Annotated in this window: 17 protein-coding genes; 11 read left to right on the top strand and 6 right to left on the bottom strand. The window is 57.8% G+C overall.

The window, feature by feature from the left end:
• The first annotated feature begins 60 nt into the window (after nucleotides 1-60).
• Nucleotides 61-2169, top strand: coding sequence for a ferrioxamine B receptor FoxA (foxA, locus tag SK62_RS18140; RefSeq protein WP_115172773.1), 2109 nt, complete (start codon nucleotides 61-63; stop codon nucleotides 2167-2169).
• 76 nt (nucleotides 2170-2245) lie between these two features.
• Here the strand turns inward: foxA and SK62_RS18135 are convergent, their stop codons facing one another.
• Nucleotides 2246-3661, bottom strand: a complete 1416-nt coding sequence (locus tag SK62_RS18135; protein ID WP_026080655.1) for an aminotransferase-like domain-containing protein — start codon at nucleotides 3659-3661, stop codon at nucleotides 2246-2248.
• 176 nt (nucleotides 3662-3837) lie between these two features.
• On the opposite strand from SK62_RS18135, the gene SK62_RS18130 reads away from it, so the two are divergent.
• Complete coding sequence (locus tag SK62_RS18130; RefSeq protein WP_003863073.1) at nucleotides 3838-3999, top strand: DUF1127 domain-containing protein; 162 nt, start codon at nucleotides 3838-3840, stop codon at nucleotides 3997-3999.
• 85 nt (nucleotides 4000-4084) lie between these two features.
• Here the strand turns inward: SK62_RS18130 and SK62_RS18125 are convergent, their stop codons facing one another.
• A complete protein-coding gene (locus tag SK62_RS18125) occupies nucleotides 4085-5473 on the bottom strand; it encodes a MocR-like pyridoxine biosynthesis transcription factor PdxR (protein ID WP_017694575.1) in 1389 nt (462 codons plus the stop codon).
• A 102-nt stretch (nucleotides 5474-5575) separates the two neighbouring features.
• Between SK62_RS18125 and SK62_RS18120 the strand changes: the two genes are divergently transcribed.
• From SK62_RS18120 to SK62_RS18090, 7 genes are all read left to right on the top strand, one after another.
• Nucleotides 5576-6055, top strand: coding sequence for a carboxymuconolactone decarboxylase family protein (locus tag SK62_RS18120; protein WP_010427243.1), 480 nt, complete (start codon nucleotides 5576-5578; stop codon nucleotides 6053-6055).
• A gap of 259 nt (nucleotides 6056-6314) precedes the next feature.
• Nucleotides 6315-6638: an antibiotic biosynthesis monooxygenase family protein gene (locus SK62_RS18115; protein WP_045333468.1), complete on the top strand. Its 324-nt coding sequence runs from the start codon at nucleotides 6315-6317 to the stop codon at nucleotides 6636-6638.
• Nucleotides 6631-7026, top strand: a complete 396-nt coding sequence (locus tag SK62_RS18110; RefSeq protein WP_045350116.1) for an amino acid-binding protein — start codon at nucleotides 6631-6633, stop codon at nucleotides 7024-7026. The genes SK62_RS18115 and SK62_RS18110 overlap by 8 nt, the downstream gene beginning before the upstream one ends.
• Nucleotides 7001-7696 (top strand): ArsR/SmtB family transcription factor, encoded by a 696-nt coding sequence (locus SK62_RS18105; protein ID WP_047718366.1) that lies wholly within the window; start codon nucleotides 7001-7003, stop codon nucleotides 7694-7696. The genes SK62_RS18110 and SK62_RS18105 overlap by 26 nt, the downstream gene beginning before the upstream one ends.
• 149 nt (nucleotides 7697-7845) lie before the next feature.
• Complete coding sequence (locus tag SK62_RS18100) at nucleotides 7846-8316, top strand: MarR family winged helix-turn-helix transcriptional regulator (protein ID WP_047718368.1); 471 nt, start codon at nucleotides 7846-7848, stop codon at nucleotides 8314-8316.
• Entirely contained in the window at nucleotides 8313-9380 is a 1068-nt protein-coding gene (locus SK62_RS18095; RefSeq protein WP_026094404.1) for an HlyD family secretion protein, read from the top strand. Before SK62_RS18100 ends, SK62_RS18095 begins: the two co-directional genes overlap by 4 nt.
• On the top strand, nucleotides 9370-10446 hold the full coding sequence (locus SK62_RS18090; RefSeq protein WP_015572578.1) for a DUF2955 domain-containing protein: 1077 nt from the start codon (nucleotides 9370-9372) through the stop codon (nucleotides 10444-10446). The genes SK62_RS18095 and SK62_RS18090 overlap by 11 nt, the downstream gene beginning before the upstream one ends.
• Here SK62_RS18090 and SK62_RS18085 read toward each other — a convergent pair.
• The 3 genes from SK62_RS18085 to SK62_RS18075 are packed head-to-tail and all read right to left on the bottom strand — an operon-like array spanning nucleotide 10443 to nucleotide 13162.
• Nucleotides 10443-11714, bottom strand: a complete 1272-nt coding sequence (locus SK62_RS18085) for a DUF445 domain-containing protein (RefSeq protein ID WP_015572579.1) — start codon at nucleotides 11712-11714, stop codon at nucleotides 10443-10445. The two genes, SK62_RS18090 and SK62_RS18085, sit on opposite strands and share 4 nt — an antisense overlap.
• Nucleotides 11715-11717: 3 nt before the next feature.
• On the bottom strand, nucleotides 11718-12371 hold the full coding sequence (locus SK62_RS18080) for a LysE family translocator (RefSeq protein ID WP_039271803.1): 654 nt from the start codon (nucleotides 12369-12371) through the stop codon (nucleotides 11718-11720).
• 38 nt (nucleotides 12372-12409) lie between these two features.
• Complete coding sequence (locus SK62_RS18075) at nucleotides 12410-13162, bottom strand: helix-turn-helix domain-containing protein (RefSeq protein WP_039271800.1); 753 nt, start codon at nucleotides 13160-13162, stop codon at nucleotides 12410-12412.
• Nucleotides 13163-13315: 153 nt separating this feature from the next.
• Here SK62_RS18075 and SK62_RS18070 point away from each other — a divergent pair, with 153 nt between their 5' ends.
• On the top strand, nucleotides 13316-14686 hold the full coding sequence (locus tag SK62_RS18070) for an NAD-dependent succinate-semialdehyde dehydrogenase (protein ID WP_017694568.1): 1371 nt from the start codon (nucleotides 13316-13318) through the stop codon (nucleotides 14684-14686).
• A gap of 181 nt (nucleotides 14687-14867) precedes the next feature.
• On the opposite strand, the gene SK62_RS18065 is transcribed toward SK62_RS18070, so the two are convergent.
• A complete protein-coding gene (locus SK62_RS18065; protein ID WP_006810254.1) occupies nucleotides 14868-15413 on the bottom strand; it encodes a YfaZ family outer membrane protein in 546 nt (181 codons plus the stop codon).
• A gap of 411 nt (nucleotides 15414-15824) precedes the next feature.
• Here SK62_RS18065 and SK62_RS18060 point away from each other — a divergent pair, with 411 nt between their 5' ends.
• On the top strand, nucleotides 15825-17183 hold the full coding sequence (locus SK62_RS18060; RefSeq protein WP_047718369.1) for an esterase-like activity of phytase family protein: 1359 nt from the start codon (nucleotides 15825-15827) through the stop codon (nucleotides 17181-17183).
• The last annotated feature ends 41 nt before the right edge of the window (nucleotides 17184-17224 follow it).

Raw genomic sequence — 17224 nt, 5'->3', positions numbered from 1 at the left:
GGCGGCACGCATAGCCGTTTGCACTCTCAAAAAGGTAATAATTCTTATTAACAATAAGAAATATCTCTGGAGAGGGTTATGTTTGTTAAATCGCGTCTGGCACTGCTGGTGGGATGGGTTACCGGTAGCGTTGCTTTTCCTTTACTGGCGCAGGATGCCCAAAAAACTGACACCGTGGTGGTGACCTCGCAGATGCAGTCTGCGGCCACCAAGCTTGAAACACCGGATATTGAAACCCCGCAGTCGGTCTCTATCGTCACTCGCGAGCAGTTCGAAGAGCAGGGCGCAACCAGCGTGCGTCAGGCCGTGAGCTACACGCCGGGGGTCTACAGCAACCAGATCGGGGCGTCAAACCGCTTTGACTACATGGTGCTGCGCGGTTTCTCGGACGGCAGCCTGGACAACGTCTACCTCGACGGCCTGAAGATGATGGGCGACACCAACTCCCACAGCTCGCTGGTGGTTGACCCGTGGTTCCTGGACAGTATCGAAGTCGTGCGCGGTCCGGCCTCCGTGCTCTATGGCCGCTCATCGCCGGGCGGGATTGTGGCGCTCACCTCCCGTAAGCCATCGTTCGATCCTGGCGGGGAGATCAAGCTCTTCGCCGGTAACAATAACCAGCGTGGGGCGATGTTCGACGTCACTGGCCCGGTTGATGATAACGACCGCGTGGCGGTGCGCCTCAGCGGGATGACCCGCTATGCCGATTCCCAGTTCGATCCGCTGAAGGAAGAGCGTTACGCCCTGATGCCGAGCCTGACCTGGCGTATCACCGACAACACCCGTCTGGATCTGATGGCCTACCTGCACCGCGATCCGGAAGGCGGCAGCCACTCCGGCCTGCCATATGAGGGCACCGTTGTACCGCACAGCGGTAAGAAAATCTCCAACACCTTCTTCGAGGGCGAGGACGATTACGACAAGTACGATCGTCGGGAAAACATGGTCGGCTATAACATTGAGCACCTGTTTGACAGCGGCTGGTCCGTGCGCCAGAAGCTGCGCTACCTGCACACCAAAGTCGAGCTGAACCAGGTGTATGCCGCAGGCTGGCTGAATGACACCGAGCTGAACCGCGGCTATTCCGGCTCCGACGAGAAGATGAACGCCATCACCCTGGATAACCAGATCGACGGCAGCTTCGATACCGGGGCGGTAAACCACCGCGTGCTGATCGGCATGGACTACCAGGACCGCACCAACAACGTCACCGGCTACTACGGCGGCTTCCCGCCGATTGACGCTTTCCATCCTGTTTACGGCGCGAAGCCGGACTACATCACCCAGTACAGCAGGGAAAAACACAAGCTGCGCCAGACCGGCTACTACCTACAGGATCAGATGTCCATTGACCGCTGGCGCCTCACGCTGGGCGGGCGTTACGACCAGGTGAGCGTGTCGAACGTCGACAACTTCAACCACACCCGCAGCGATCTGGATAAAAACAACTTCAGCAGCCGCGCGGCGCTGCTGTATTTGTTTGATAACGGCGTTGCGCCGTACGTCAGCTACTCTACCGCCTTTACGCCGACCAGCTTTGCCGACGAGCAGGGCAACATTTTGGATCCGATGAAGGGCAAGCAGTGGGAAGCGGGTGTGAAGTATGAGCCGGAGGGGATGAACAGCCAGTTCAGCGCCTCGGTGTTCCGCATTAACCAGAAGAACATTGCCACTAAAGAGGAGCCGACCGATCCGTACCGTTCCATCGGTGAAATCGAATCCGAGGGTGTTGAGCTGGAGGCGATTGGTCAGCTGACCGACAGCCTGCGTATGCAGGCGGCGTACACCTACACGGATATTCGCTACAAGAAGAGCAGCCCGGAAGAGGAGGGCAAGCGCGCCGTTTATGCCCCGCGTAACATGGCCAGCGCCTGGCTGAGCTACGACGTCAAAACCGGCCCTCTGGACGGCCTGACCGTCGGCTCCGGCGTGCGCTATGTCAACGGGATCGCCAGCGATCGCCAGAACACCCATACGCTTCCGTCGTACACGCTGGTGGATATGACCGTGGGGTATGACCTGTCAAAAGTGGGGCTCACGGGCGTGAGCGCGCAGTTGAACGTCAATAACCTGACGGACAGAAGCTACGTCGCGGCGTGTAACTCACTCTCTTACTGCTACTTCGGTGCAGAACGCAGCATTGTTGGCAGCGTTTCGTGGAAGTTCTGAGTTGTTGACCATTGCCCGGTGGCGGTTTCCACCCTCTCCCTGTGGGAGAGGGTTGGGGTGAGGGCAACAGGCCGCACTACTCCTCCATCGCAATCACAATTGCCTCGCCCATCTTCCTCAGCGCTTCGCGGTTCTTCTCCGTCGGCGGCAACGCCACGTTGATCCGCAGGCAGTTGCGGTACTTCCCGGAGGCAGAAAACAGCGACCCGGCCGCAGCCTGGATCTTCAGACGGCACAGCTGCTTGCTGACGCACACCATATCGACCGTCTCCGGCAGCTCAACCCACAGCAGGAAGCTTCCCTGCGGGCGGGTGACGCATATCTCTGCCGGAAAATACTGCCGCACCCAGCAGGTATAGGTTTCCATATTCTGCTGATAAATCTGACGCATACGGCGCACGTGGCGATGGTAATGGCCGTCGCGAATAAACGCCGCCACCGCCATCTGCGTGCCCGGCACGTTAAACCCGCCCGCGGCGTACTTCATGTGCATCACCCGGTCGTAATAGCGCCCCGGCACGATCCAGCCGACCCGCAGGCCCGGCGCCACGGTTTTGGTAAACGAGCTGCATAAGAGCACGCGGCCATCTATGTCCATAGAATGAATGGTGCGCGGACGCGGGTACTCCGCCGCCAGCTCGCCGTAAATGTCATCCTCAACAATCACGATATCGTGCCGCTGTGCCAGGGCTAAGACCTGCTTCTTGCGAGACTCCGGCATGATAAACCCGAGCGGGTTATTGCAGTTCGGCACCAGGATCACCGCCTTGATCGGCCATTGCTCCAGCGCCAGCTCTAACGCCTCGATGCTGATCCCGGTCTCGGGATCGGTGGGAATTTCAATGGCCTTGATGTCAAAGCCGCGCAGCATCTGCATGGTGCCGTGAAACGATGGTGACTCGACTGCCACGATGTCACCCGGCTTGCACACCGAGAGCAGAGCGATCGACAGCGCGCCGTGGCAGCCGTTGGTGATGACAATCTCGTTTGCCGCCACGGTGGAGCCGCCATCCAGCATGAGACGGGCGATTTGCTCGCGTAGCTCCAGGCGCCCGTCGAGCACGTCATAGCTCAGCATTTCGCCCGGATTATGCTGCGCAATGCGGCTCATCTCACGCCACAGCGGCTTCAGGCTCGGTTGGTTAATGTCCGGTGAGCCGCCGCCAAAGGAGATCATCTCTTTGTCGGCGCGGGCGTCCAGCAGCATCATCACTTCGTCCCACTGGGTGACGTCCACGGGGCGCTGCACCGGGCGCGTCATCGCCGGGACGGGCGGCTGGGCTTTGCGTTTCGAGACAAAATAGCCGGAGCGCGGCTGAGGCGTAATCAGCTGGCGGTTTTCGAGGATCTGGTAGGCCTGCTGTATGGTGCTGATGCTCACGCCGTGCTCCTGGCTCAGCGTGCGTACCGACGGCAGACGTTCACCGCTGCGATACAGCCCTTGTTCGATACGTTCCGCCAGGAGGTTGGCCAGATGTTGATAGCGCGTCATGCTGTATCCTTTTTTTTCACCATACAGAGCATTAAACCAGTACAGATTGATGGGTAAACCACCATGCAGATACCGTTTTAGCGGATCTGTATGGTAAACAAAAGCAGTTTTTGAATCTGTATTGTACTGGCCGTTTTCCATGATGATAACTCCACTGGCACAGCGAGGAGAGCATCATGGAATTCTACGAGAATCGTTCAAAACGTCCGTTTATCGCGTTTGTCTGGGTAGCGAAAACGCTGCGTAACTGGTATCGCATCAACCGTACCCGCCGTATTCTGAGCCAAATGAGCGACGAGCAGCTCAAGGACGTCGGGTTATCGCGATATGATGTGTGAGCATAGGGTTGCCCGGTGGCGCTACGCTTACCGGGCCTACAGGAGACCGTAGGCCGGGTAAGGCGCAGCCGCCACCTGGCGGTTTTCAGCTCAACAGCGCAAGCGTCTGCCGTTTCGGCCTTTCCAGCAGCTCAACCGCCTCCTGATATGACCGCACGTTGTTATAGCCCATCACCAGCCCGTAGCGTTTGCCCGACCCGCGATACCACGCCGAAAGCGCATTAACCTGCAATTGCTGTTCCTGCCAGCAGCGGGCGATCTCCCGGTCAGCGCTTCCCTTTGCGAGGAACGCGACAATATGCATTCCACCGTCGTTTTGCTCGGTGAAGAACAGATCACCATAGACCTCACGCAGGGCGGCAATCATCCAGTCGCGGCGGGTTTGATAGAGCGCGCGCATCTTTTTCAGATGACGGAAAAAATGCCCCTCGTTGAGAAAGGCTGTGAGGATCTTTTGCGTCAGGACCGGCTGGCCGCTGGTGAGGATGTCCGCGCTGTCGGTAAACGCGCCGACGGTGCTGGCGGGCATCACCACGTAGCCCATGCGCAGTGAAGGCATGATGGTTTTGCTGAAGGTGCCCATAAAGATCACCCTGTCATGCTGGTCGAGGCTTTTCAACGACGGCAGCACTTTGCGGGTGTAGTGAAATTCGCCGTCATAGTCATCTTCGATAATCCACGCCTCGTTTTGTGACGCCCAGTCGAGCAGCTGCTGCTTGCGCGGCAGGGAGAGCGTCACCGCCAGCGGGCTCTGGTGCGACGGGGTAACGATGGCGAAGCGGGCATCGTGGTGATTACGCAGCAGGTAGTCCGTATCCATCCCTGCGCGATCGACCGGCACGGTGTGCAGGCGGGGCACAATGCGCTTGAGCAACTGCTGGCCCATAAAGTAGCCCGGATCCTCAAATACCACCTTATCGCTGCGGCTGGCGAGCGTGTCGAGGATCAGGCGCAGGCTGCCGCTGTAGCCGCTGGTGATCAGCACCTGTTCTGCGGTGCAGGACAACCCGCGCGAGATATTGAGATAGCGGGCAATTGCCTCGCGCAGCGGATACCAGCCCAGCACCGGCGGGTTGAGCATTTCATCCTGACGCATGGCGCGCGTCGCCTGGCCTGCCAGCAGCAGCCATTTTTTATAGGGGAAGCTGTCGAGCGCGGGAATGCCGGGGCGCAGAAAACCGGCCCGTTCGCGCTGGCTAATCAACGACGCCGGCAGCGTGCCGGTCGCTTGTTCTGCCGGAGCGTTTTGCGCGGGCAGCAGAAGATCCGGATTCACCCGCGTGCCGCGCGCGCCCTGGCTTACCAGATATCCTTCCCCCGTCAGAATGGCATAGGCTGTTTCAACGGTTTTTCGCGCGACCTTAAGCTCTTCAGCCAGCACGCGGATGGCAGGCACTTTGTCGCCGGGCTTCAGTACGCCGCGCGTGATGTTATCGCGATAGCGGGTATAAATGTCGTGATAGCCCGGCTTCATGTCCTACCTCATTTCAGGTTTTTTGTGTCTTTTTACTATGTCATTAACGGCGTAGATTTGCCTCATCGCATGATAAAAACCGCACAAAAAAGAGGAAAGACAATGAGCACCCGCGTAAACCACCACAAAGCCACACCTGCACTCGCCAACGCGCTTTCCGCCCTGAGCATGGAAGTGGCGAAAACCTCCATTGATCCGGCGCTAAAGCACCTGATCGACATTCGCGTCTCGCAGCTGAACGGCTGTACCTTCTGCCTGGATATGCATTCGAAAGAGGCCAAAATTGCCGGCGAGCGCGAGCTGCGCCTGTACCATCTGGCGGCATGGCGCGAGTCGCCGCTGTTCAGCGCCCGCGAGAAAGCCGCGCTGGCCTTCACCGAAGCGCTGACCCAGATTGGCGTTCACGGCGTGAGCGACGCGCTGTACCGCAGCGTGGCGGAGCACTTCTCGGACGTGGAGATTTCAGAGCTGAACTTCGCCATCGTAGCGATCAACGCCTGGAACCGCCTGGGCATTACCTCCCGCATGGAGCCGGGCTCGCTGGATGCGGCATATGGGCTGAACAAGGCTAACCTGGAGTAATCCCGCGCTCGCGGATTATCGCCACCAGCGCCCGTAAGCCTGGCGGGACGTGACGATGGCGAGTGGGGGATTCGGGCGTTTATGGAGCCGAGGTCGATTGTGGGTTAAACCCTGCCCGGTGGCGCTACGCTTACCGGGCCTACAAAACACCGTAGGCCGGATAAGCGCAGCGCCATCCGGCAAACACTTCGCTCCATACCGAAGCATTGTATCTCTTCATTCTGCATTCTCTCCCCAACATCACAACGGAGAGAAAACCATGATCGCAGTCCTTTTCGAAGCCAAAGCCGAACCCGCTTATCAGGCGCGCTATCTGCAACTGGCCGCAGAGCTTAAGCCTTTACTGGCCGACATCGACGGCTTTATTGATATCGAACGGTTCCAGAGCCTGACGACCGACGGCAAAATCCTGTCCCTTTCCTGGTGGCGGGATGAAGAGGCCGTCCGCCGCTGGAAGCAGAATGTCTTCCATCAGGCCGCGCAGGCCGAAGGCCGGGCGTCGATTTTTTCTTTCTACCGTATTCGCGTGGCGCAACTGGTGCGGGAATACAGTTCCGAAACCGGAGGGCACGCGGATGTATGACGTTCATGTGATTTTTAGCGACAGGCCCGGCGAGCTGGCGAGCTTTGGACAACTGTTAGGCCGCAACGGCGTGGGGCTGGAGGGGGGCGGCGTTTTCGGTACGGATGCCCATTTCCTGGTGGAGGACGGGGAAAAAGCCCGCCGTGTGCTGCTCGACGCCGGGTTTACCGTGCAGGCGCTGCGAAAGCCGGTGATCAGAAAGCTTAAGCAGGAGCGTCCTGGCGAGCTGGGTGAAATTGCGGCGGCGCTGGCGGCACGCGGCGTGTCTATCCTGACTCAGTACAGCGACCATGCGAATCACCTTATTCTGCTGACGGATGATGATAAGCTGGCCGCAGAGATCACCGAATCCTGGGCGACGAATGTTAAAGACGAGCTTACCCTCTGATAACAGCGCGATGCTGGAACAGGCCATTGCCGCTGTAGCGGCTGCAATGGCCGATCCGTCGCGCGTGAAGATGCTCTGTGCTCTGATGGACGGGCGGGCGTGGACGGCTACAGAGCTGAGCGTGGCGGCAGACGTTGCGCCGTCGACCGCCAGTGGGCATCTCGCGCGGCTGGTGGAGGGAAAGTTGATTACCTGCCTGTCTCAGGGGCGGCATCGCTACTATCGCCTGGCGGGACACGACGTGGCGGCGCTTGTCGAGCAGATGATGGGGCTCTCCTGGAGCCGCATCACGCCGCCGGAAACCTCCGCGCCAAAAGCCCTGCGCGAAGCACGAACCTGCTACGACCATCTTGCCGGAACGGTGGCGGTGCATATCTATGAATTCATGCAGGCGGAAGGCTGGCTTGAGGCAGACGGTTTAGCGCTCACGCTACATGGCCGCGAGCAGTTTCTGAAGCTTGGTATTCCGTTAAATCCCAATACCCGTCGCAAGGCGTGCTGCGCCTGCCTGGACTGGAGCGAGCGGCGGTTTCATCTGGGGGGAGAGGCCGGCGCGGCGCTGCTCATCCACATGGAAAGCAAAGGCTGGATCCAGCGGGTGGCGGGGTACAGGGAGGTGGTGGTGACGGCTTCGGGGAAAAGTGCCATCAGGAAGAATTTTAGCCGCTAAACGCCGTTGCGGGCTGATGCCCTCACCCCGACCCTCTCCCACAGGGAGAGGGAGAACATCGTTTCGCAATTCCTGCTCTTTCACCTCGCGTTTCTTGATACTTACCCTGATAACTATTATCGTAATGGCGTACTACGAGAGGATTCCCCATGAGTGAAGAAGATCTGTTTAACCGCAGGCCGATGGGCATGCGGATGGCGATGATCGTGCGTCAGTGGCGCGCAGTCATCGACGACGCCATTCTCGACACCGGGTTAACCCAGTCGAGCTGGACGGTGATGATGCAGCTTCATCAACTCGGGGATAACGTCTCGGTCAGCGAGCTGGCGGAAGTGCAGGGGATTGAACTGCCTCCGCTAATGCGTACGCTGACACAGCTGGAAAAGCAGGGCTACCTGCTGCGCACCGTCTCGCCGTATGACAAGCGTATCCGGCTGCTGACGCTGACGCCTGAGGGAAGAGCCATTCTTGAAAGGCTCTCTCAGGTGATTGAGACGTATCAGGCGCGCGTATCGCAAAACATCGCGCCGGAACATCTCGATATTTTCAGCGCCACACTCAATCAAATCGCCTGCAATTTGCGGACAATCCGCGAAGAAGATAATAAGACCGAAAAATAATGACTCCTGAACAAAAGTTTGCCCGCTGGGTAAGGGTGAGTATTGCCTCTTTCCTGCTGATGTTTGTCTACTTTATCGTCGCGGATATCTGGATCCCGCTGACGCCGGACTCCACCGTGATGCGCGTGGTGACCCCGGTGTCTGCCCGCGTCTCCGGGTATGTGGCGGCGGTACATGTCCACAACAATAGCCAGGTTAAGAGAGGCGATCTGCTGTTTGAGCTCGACGCCACGCCGTTTCGCAATAAGGTCGAAGCGGCGCAGATTGCGCTGGAACAGGCGCGTCTGTCTAACGATCAGCTGGACGCGCAGATTGCCGCGGCGCAGGCCAGCCTGAAAACCGCGGTGCTGACGGCGCGTAATGACAAAGTGACCTTCGACCGCTACCAGAAACTGAGTACCTTGCAGAACGTGTCGCAGGCGGATCTGGATAAGGTCCGTACCACCTGGCAGAGCAGCGAGCAGTCCGTCAGCTCGATTCAGGCGAATATTCATAACCTGCGCATTCAGCGCGGCGAGCGGGATGAGCACCGCAACGTGACGCTGCAAAAATACCGTAACGCGCTGGATGAAGCGGAGCTGAATCTTGGCTGGACGAAGGTCTACGCCGAGGCGGACGGCACGGTCAGTAACCTGCAATTAAGCCCCGGTTTTTACGCCTCGTCCGGTTCGGCTGCGCTGGCGCTGGTGAACACCCGGATCGATATCGTGGCGGATTTCCGCGAGAAGAGCCTGCGGCATACCCACCAGGGGACCGACGCCGCCGTGGTGTTTGACGCCTTCCCGGGGCAAGTTTTCCGTGCCCACGTCACCAGCAGCGACGCGGGGATCCTCGCCGGACAGGAGGCCGTAAACGGTCAACTTTCTGAACCGGAAACCTCCAACCGCTGGGTGCGTGATGCCCAGCGTATGCGCATTCACGTGGCGCTGGACGAAGCCTTACCGAAGTCGCTGCCGACCGGCGCGCGCGCCACCGTGCAGCTCTACAATAGCGAAGGGCCGTTTGCGCGATTCTTCTCCGGGATGCAAATCCATCTGGTGAGCCTGCTTCACTATGTCTATTAGCACCCTGGCGCGGGTATTTACCCCGCACGGCAACATCGTCTATACGGCAAACGACTTTCGCCAGACCCTGCGTATCGTCTTTGCCGGGATGATTGCGCTCAGTATTTCGAGTTTCTACAACACCAGCTACGGCGTGTTTTTTGTGGTCTATCCGATCATGCTGCTCTCGCTGGTGCCGGTGTTTAACCGCCACGTGGCGAAGCAGTTTATCTTCAGCGCCTCGCTGAACTGCATCGAAATGGTGTTTATCATCGGCTATCTGTCCCAGTGGCCGGTCATTATGACGCTGGTGGTGTTTGCCCTGTACGTGATGCGTTTTCGCTTTATGAGTAAGGGGCCGCTGTTCCTGTTCGGCTCGATGGGCGTGGTTTGCCAGAGCGTGATGCTCAACTTTATGAGCTACCCCACCACCAACTGGCACACGCTTTTATTCTCTAACATCGAAGCGAGCGTAATGGCGGTGTGCCTGAGCGCGCTGATGAACTACCTGCTGCCGGACGTGGAGCCGCGTAAGCCGCCGCCGCTGATCGAGAAAGATGACGCCCGCGTGCGCCACGAGTCTCTGCTCTCGGGCACCGTGGCGACGCTGATTTTCGTGGTGTTCCAGATGAGCGACTTAAGCGATTCGCTTTCGGCGCTGATGGCGGGCATTCTGATCCTGTTCCCGATGCACTATCGCGGATCGGTTATCAGCTCCATCTGGCGCGTAGTCGGCGTGGTGCTGGGGTGTCTTTATATCCTTGTCGTCCAGCTTATCCTCTACGATCACAGCAGCCATATGCTGCTGATGATGCCGCTGATTGGCCTTGGACTGGCGTTTGGCGCGCGTCTGCACGTAATGGAGAAGGTCGGCGCCGGGGTAGGCTTCGCCAGTATCACCACCATCGGCATTATGTTCGGGCAGAACATGCATCCGGACAGCGACCTGGTGTTCAGCGATCTGTACCGCATCACCTCCGTCACCTTCGCGCTGGTGGTCACGCTGACGATGGTCTTTCTGGTGCACCTGATCCTGAACCGCTTCGAGGCGACGCGCTACGTTATCGCGCCGCCAAAAGCAGATTAATGCCCCAGCACGGCGGGCAACTGCGAGAGCAGAAACAGGATCAGGCCAATTGTTCCGCCCACCAGGGTACCGTTAACGCGAATGAACTGAAGATCTTTACCGATATTGAGTTCTATCTGGCGTGACATGTCTTTGGCATCCCAGCTTTTCACCGTGTCGCTGATATGGCGCGTCAGGAACGCGGCGAAATCCGGCGCCACGCGGTGCGCGGCCTGCTCCAGATGCTCATTCAGCGACGCCCGCAGGCTGGCGTCGTTGGTCAGCGTTTCGCCAAACCACAGCCCGGCGTTGGCGATACGCTGCTTCACGCGGGAATCATCGCTCTGCATGTCATTTTTCAGCCACTGGCGCAGGTCAGCCCACATTTCCCCCAGATAGCGGTTAAAGGCTTCGTCATTCTTCAGGTAGTGTTTGATATTCTCGGCTTTCGCCGTCATCTCCGGATCGTTTTTCAGATTGTCGATGAACTTGATCGTGGCGCGGTCAAACGCCTGACGGATCTGGTGCGTGCGGTCGTGGCTGATATCGTCCAGCAGAGTGTTCACCGCGTTCGACACCATCTCCGCGCTTTGATCGCCCAGCCACTCGGTGGGCAGCACCATCGCCTTGCGCGGATGCTCGGTCTTAAGCCAGTGGACGATCTGGTCGGCAATAAATTCCCGCGTGCTTTCCCGCTGAATCAGGGTAATCAGGCGGTTGATGATGGCGTCCAGCAGCACCTGGTGACGGTTGTTTTTGGTCATGCTTTCCAGCATGACGGCGCTGGTCTCGGTTAGATCGACCTTGTCGATAGCCTTGTGGACGGCGCGTTTGAGCAGGCGCTGAATGCGCCCATCGTCGGTAAGTTCCAGAAAACCGCTCATCACCTGCACCAGATGCTGCCCCACGCGCCGGGCGTTATCGGGCTGGCTGAACCAGGTCCCAATCATCTGTGCGGGCTCGTAGCGACGGATAAGATCGACAAGGGATTGCGTATCGAGAAACTTTTCCTGCACGAACTGGCCGAGATTGTCGCCGATGCGGTCTTTATTGCGCGGGATAATCGCCGTATGGCGCGAGATAAAGGGAATTGGCACCCGGCGGAACAGCGCGACAACGGCAAACCAGTCCGCCAGCGCGCCGACCATCGCCGCTTCGGCAATGGCCTTTACGCCGCGCACCCAGAAGGTTTGCGGCAGGAACAGGGTGGTGATAAACGCTGCGACGGCAATCAGCAGCAGCGACAGCGCGAGAAGCTTGGCGCGTTTGAGTTCGGTATGTTTTTCCATGGGTTAAGGATAGAGGGATACGGGGGAAAAGTGCAAAAACCGCCACAGCACCCACCCACCAAACCCCATCAACACCACCCCTGCCGTGCGCTCTATCAGCCAGAGCGAACGGCTGAGCTTTCGCTGAACCGCCGGTAACCCCATCAGCGATATCAGCGCCAGATCCCATACCAGCACCACCATCACCATCCAGACGCCGCAGGTCGCCTGCTGAAGCAGTGTGACGTCCGGCCCGAGTAACGCTGTCATTAGCGCCAGGTAGAACAACGCGTTTTTGGGATTTAACAGCGCCGAACCCAGCCCCAGCAGGATTTGCTTACGCAGAGAAGGGCAGCACTGGCGGGGTTCTTCCAGCGCCAGCGGCTGCGGGCGGTTGCGCACAAGATGCGAGCCAATCCACAGCAGGTACAGCGCGCCGGACAGTTCGATAAGCGTAAACAGCCACCCAAACTGGCGCAGCGCGCTCCAGCCGATAATCACCAGTAAGATATACAACCCGTTACCTGCTGCGATGCCGAGACACAATCCGGCGCTGCCGCGCAGCCGGTAGCGGGCGGCGTAGCCTACCAGCAGGAAGAAATCCGGGCCCGGGCTTAACAGGGCAACAAAATGCGCCAGCGCCAGGGCAAGAAAGGCGGAGGGAAATAACAGTTCCATAGCGACCTCAGTGACAAATCTGAGGTCACCTTACGACGTTACGTATCCTGATTATTGTCTGATATTGATCGGCCCGTGGCGTACTGGCGCGGCGTGGCAGCGGTATAATTCACGAAGGTCTTATGAAAATGACTCTGGTCGGCAAACCCGCTCTGGTAGCCCACGTCGGCGATATCATCCCCCGCGCGCAGCCGCGCTTTGGCGTACTCCACGCGCGAAATGTTGAGGAAACTGCCCGGCGTCAGGCCGGTATCCTGCCTGAAAGTGCGGATCAGCGTCTCCTTGCGCAGTGAGAATCGTTGGGCGAGTTCGTCAAGGGAAGGCGGTGCGGTAAGGTCGGAGAGTAACGCCTGCTGAACCTGCTGGCTGGTTGAGCGAGGTGCATTCATCTCACCCGCGCAACGGGGAAGGGCAGAAAGCAGGGTCTCCACGGATGCGGAGGACATCGTCCCGACAACGGCAAGAAAGTGCTTAAAGAGCGTGGGATCGCGAATAACCTGTAGCGCCAGGGGAAGATCGGTGTCGATATAGAGCATATGGTAACTGCGCGGCTTCCCGACAACGGGGTTGCAGCTGTGCGGGGCATAAGCCGGGATCACGATAAGATCACCGGGATCAAGAACGTACGCATTGCCATGACTTACGCAGCAGGTCTGGCCTTCCACAATCGCGCCGATGGAGAGCTGTGGATGGCAATGACGTTTATATGCCCGGGTGCTTTGCCACGTACTGCGCAGCTCAAGGCCTGCTGCGCGGTTAAAGGTCTGGCGGATGTGGCGGGTATCGGTCATAGGAACTCCATTGATGAGCATTTTTTATACCATGTCTGCGCATCGCCTGGCAGCGTCTTGTTAAGAACCCTCCGTATATACCCAACTTTACCTTCAAAGCCAGTCAGATTGACTACCCTTAATACCCTAAGCGGTAAAACAAGGAGATTCGATATGGCTTACCAGACAGTAAATCCTGCCACGAACCAGCTCATCAAAGAATATCCCTCTCACACTGACGCAGACGTTGAAGCGGCGCTGAAGGCAGCCGATGCGCTCTATCACTCCGACTGGGCGAAAGGCGACATAAGCCAGCGCCTGCCGGTGCTGCATAAGCTGGCGGACCTGATCGACGAACGCGTGGAGGATCTGGCGAAAATCGCCAGTCAGGAGATGGGTAAGCTCATCGAACAAAGCCGTGGCGAAGTGAAGCTGTGCGCGCAAATCGCCCGCTACTATGCGGACAACGCGAAGCAGTTCCTGGCCCCGGTGAAGTATGACTCTGAACTCGGGGAAGCATGGGTTGAACATCACCCCATCGGCGTGCTGATGGCCGTCGAGCCATGGAACTTCCCGTACTATCAGCTGATGCGCGTTCTGGCGCCAAACCTGGCAGCGGGCAACCCGGTGATCGCCAAGCACGCCAGCATCGTGCCGCACTGTGCAGAGACCTTTGCACAACTGGTACGTGAAGCGGGCGCGCCGGAAGGGGCGTGGACCAACCTGTTTATCTCGTCCGAACAGGTGGCGAACATCATCGCCGACGATCGCGTACAGGGGGCGGCGCTGACCGGTTCAGAAAAAGCGGGTAGCGTGGTTGCGGCACAGGCTGCGAAGCACCTCAAAAAATCGACCCTGGAACTGGGCGGGAACGATGTCTTCGTGGTGCTGGACGATGCGGATCTGGATAAAGCCGTGAAGATCGGCGTTAACGCGCGGCTGAACAATGCCGGGCAGGTCTGTACCGCGGCGAAGCGCTTTATCCTGCATGAAAAGATTGCAGACGCCTTCCTGAGCAAATTCACCGAGGCGTTTAAGCAGGTGAAAATTGGCGATCCGCTGGACGAAAGCACCACGCTGGGGCCTTTGTCATCCAAAGACGCGCTGGAGACGCTAACTAAACAGGTTAACGAGGCGGTGAAAAATGGCGCGAAGCTGCACCATGGCGGCAAGCCGGTTCAGCGTGACGGAAGCTTCTTTGAGCCGACCATCCTGACGCATATCTCGCGTGATAACCCGGCGTACTTCGAGGAGTTCTTCGGTCCGGTAGCGCAGGTTTACGTGGTGAAAAGCGACGACGAAGCGGTCGCACTGGCTAACGATTCCCACTACGGTCTGGGCGGCGCGGTGTTCAGCCAGAACATCGAGCGCGCGAAGAAAATGGCGTCGCGCATTGAGACCGGGATGGTATACATCAACTGGCTCACCGACACTGCGGCAGAGCTGCCGTTCGGCGGCGTAAAACGTTCGGGTTACGGACGCGAGCTGTCGGACCTGGGGATCAAAGAGTTTGTGAACCAGAAGCTGGTGGTCGTTCGCAAGTAATGCGGTAATAAAAAAAACCTGCCATCCGGCAGGTTTTTTATTAACGGTCGCATCGCCTTTCTTGCCGGGTGGCGCTGCGCTTACCCGGCCTACAATCAATGTGCAATAATTTTAATACATTGCACCCTTCATTGTAGGCCCGTGCAAGCGTAGCGCCGCCGGGCGAAACGCGCAAACAGGCTTAGAAGGACACTCCACCGCCTACATATGCACCGTCGATCAGCGTGTGGTTTGGACGACCGTCTTTACCGTCTACGCTCACGTGGCGATAACCCACTTTCAGCGTGACAGGTTTGACTGGCGTCCAGCTTACGCCGCCGTTAGCTTCAACATAGTTCTTCACGCTGTTGTTCAGGCCGTCTGGCGCCACATAACCTTCACCAAACACGTGAATGCTGTCCGTAAGCGCAACGTTAACGCCGCCGCCAATCGGGAATGCCACGCCGTTATCGCCTTTTTTCGGGCCGATGTAGATGGCTTTCGCGCCAGCATTCAGCATCACCGGACCCACTTCCAGGTTGTAGCCTGCCCCAACGCCGCCGGTCTGGGTGCCGTCATCGGTGTTTTTCAGCCAGTTGCTCTCCGCATACAGGCCGGATGAGGATTTCCCCATTTCCAGATTGAGGTTAGTAAAGTTTTTACCCTGCTCAATGCTGCCACCCATGGCCAGTGCGGAGCCCGATACGGCGGTCAGAGCAGAAAGGATCAGGATGTTAAGTTTTTTCATGAGTGTTTCCTCGTCATTAAATTAATCTGAGGGCACCTTAACAAGCGATGTTTATGACTGCAAATGTGATAGGTCTCGCATTTATATGCTGTTTGTGTTGGGTTTTTGAATGGTAAATGTTGATGAATTGTTTATATGGCAAATCGTCAATGTCCAATACATTCGCGTTTAGGGACAGTTTACATTCCTGGCTAAACGTAAAATGAACGAGGCGCAAATAGTCCTTCGCCATGAATTAATTGGGTTTCTAATAATTTCCAAAAGTATTTCAGCTGACACAGATAAAGACAGAGGTTTACATTTCTGGTGATTGATATACGTCCGTACGCGCCGCTTCGTTGCCATTACATGTCATTTTTCTGACACGTTTCTTCATTACGTTGTTGGCTTCACTTACTGGATGCTAACAATATGAAAAGAAAAATTATTCCTGTGCTAGTCGGTTGTGCGCTCTCTTTCTCTGGCCTGGCGGCACAGCCAACCGCGGAGCGCTACGTCGTCAGCTTTTCCGAAGGCGCGCATGTCAAATACAGCGGTGCGTTTGCCAGCGCATTCCCGAACGGGCTCCCGGTGGGGATGGGTTCGGGTTTGTTATTCACGGGCAAGCAGGGCGATGCGCTGACGTTTGCGACCGTGACCGATCGCGGTCCTAACGCGGATTCGCCAAAAATGGGGAAAAACGATGCCAAAATCTTTGTTACCCCGGATTTCGCCCCGCTGCTGATGACGATCCGTGTGCTAAACGGCAAAGCGGAGGCCGTGGACGCGCGACCGCTGCATGACGATAAAGGCGAGATCAACGGCCTGCCGCTGCAAAGCGGCGTGATTGGATCTACCAATGAAGTCGCGCTAAGCGACACCTTAAAAGTGCTGAAAGGCGATAACCGCGGGCTGGATACGGAAGGCATCACGCCGGACGGGAAGGGCGGTTACTGGCTGTGCGATGAGTATGGCCCGTTCCTGATTAACGTCGACAGTAAAGGGAAAATCCTCGCGATCCACGGTCCGCAGGCGACGGAAGGGGAGAAATCCATCGCGGGCGGTCTGCCAAACGTTATCAAATGGCGTCAGGCAAACCGGGGCTTTGAAGGGCTGACCCGCATGCCGGACGGACGCATTATCGCCGCCGTGCAAAGCACGCTGGATATCGACGGGAAGAGCAAAAAACAGGCGCTGTTTACGCGTCTGGTGAGCTTCGATCCGGCGACCGGGAAAACCGCGATGTACGGCTACCCTGTCGACAGCGCGGCTTACAGCAAAAACAGCGACGCCAAAATCGGCGACATAGTGGCGCTGGATAACCACACCATCCTGCTGATTGAACAGGGCGAGGATAAAAATGACGCCATGCGTAACCTCATCTACAGGGTTGATCTGAGCAAGGCGAGCGATCTGGCGGCCTTCGACAAGCCGGGCGAATACCCGGAGTTTGATGATGAGAAAACGCTGGCGCAGCGCGGCATCACGCTTGCGGAAAAAACGCAGGTGGTCGATCTGCGTGCGCTGGGCTGGCAGCAGGAAAAGGCCGAAGGGCTGGCGCTGATTGACAGCAAAACGCTGGCAGTGGCGAACGATAATGACTTTGGCGTGAAGGTGGCGATGCAGAAGCCAGTCGAAGGCAAGAAGCTCAAGGATTATAGGGTGAACGCGCAGGGGGCGCTGACGCTGGATGACAAACCGGTTGAAACCACCCTCAGCGTGAAGCCGTTGAAGAAACCGGAGTCCGACAGCGAGCTGTGGATTGTGACGCTGCCGGAGGCGTTGAAATAAGTTTCCCCCTCACCCTCTCCCCGCGGGGGAGAGGGGATAAT

This window comes from Enterobacter sp. BIDMC109 (genome assembly GCF_001037885.1).
Classification (GTDB): domain Bacteria; phylum Pseudomonadota; class Gammaproteobacteria; order Enterobacterales; family Enterobacteriaceae; genus Enterobacter; species Enterobacter hormaechei_C.
Note: the sequence above shows the minus strand (reverse complement) of the source record. Positions and strands in the feature narration are given on the sequence as shown.

What these genes read in the sequence shown, in the direction of transcription:
- SK62_RS18120 (WP_010427243.1), top strand. Translation starts at nt 5,576, where the DNA reads ATGAGCACCCGCGTAAACCACCACAAAGCCACACCTGCACTCGCCAAC.
- SK62_RS18080 (WP_039271803.1), bottom strand. Translation starts at nt 12,371, where the DNA reads ATGGAACTGTTATTTCCCTCCGCCTTTCTTGCCCTGGCGCTGGCGCAT.
- SK62_RS18075 (WP_039271800.1), bottom strand. Translation starts at nt 13,162, where the DNA reads ATGACCGATACCCGCCACATCCGCCAGACCTTTAACCGCGCAGCAGGC.
- SK62_RS18065 (WP_006810254.1), bottom strand. Translation starts at nt 15,413, where the DNA reads ATGAAAAAACTTAACATCCTGATCCTTTCTGCTCTGACCGCCGTATCG.
- SK62_RS18130 (WP_003863073.1), top strand. Translation starts at nt 3,838, where the DNA reads ATGGAATTCTACGAGAATCGTTCAAAACGTCCGTTTATCGCGTTTGTC.
- SK62_RS18060 (WP_047718369.1), top strand. Translation starts at nt 15,825, where the DNA reads ATGAAAAGAAAAATTATTCCTGTGCTAGTCGGTTGTGCGCTCTCTTTC.
- SK62_RS18090 (WP_015572578.1), top strand. Translation starts at nt 9,370, where the DNA reads ATGTCTATTAGCACCCTGGCGCGGGTATTTACCCCGCACGGCAACATC.
- SK62_RS18110 (WP_045350116.1), top strand. Translation starts at nt 6,631, where the DNA reads ATGTATGACGTTCATGTGATTTTTAGCGACAGGCCCGGCGAGCTGGCG.
- SK62_RS18070 (WP_017694568.1), top strand. Translation starts at nt 13,316, where the DNA reads ATGGCTTACCAGACAGTAAATCCTGCCACGAACCAGCTCATCAAAGAA.
- SK62_RS18100 (WP_047718368.1), top strand. Translation starts at nt 7,846, where the DNA reads ATGAGTGAAGAAGATCTGTTTAACCGCAGGCCGATGGGCATGCGGATG.
- SK62_RS18115 (WP_045333468.1), top strand. Translation starts at nt 6,315, where the DNA reads ATGATCGCAGTCCTTTTCGAAGCCAAAGCCGAACCCGCTTATCAGGCG.
- SK62_RS18105 (WP_047718366.1), top strand. Translation starts at nt 7,001, where the DNA reads ATGTTAAAGACGAGCTTACCCTCTGATAACAGCGCGATGCTGGAACAG.
- SK62_RS18085 (WP_015572579.1), bottom strand. Translation starts at nt 11,714, where the DNA reads ATGGAAAAACATACCGAACTCAAACGCGCCAAGCTTCTCGCGCTGTCG.
- SK62_RS18135 (WP_026080655.1), bottom strand. Translation starts at nt 3,661, where the DNA reads ATGACGCGCTATCAACATCTGGCCAACCTCCTGGCGGAACGTATCGAA.
- SK62_RS18125 (WP_017694575.1), bottom strand. Translation starts at nt 5,473, where the DNA reads ATGAAGCCGGGCTATCACGACATTTATACCCGCTATCGCGATAACATC.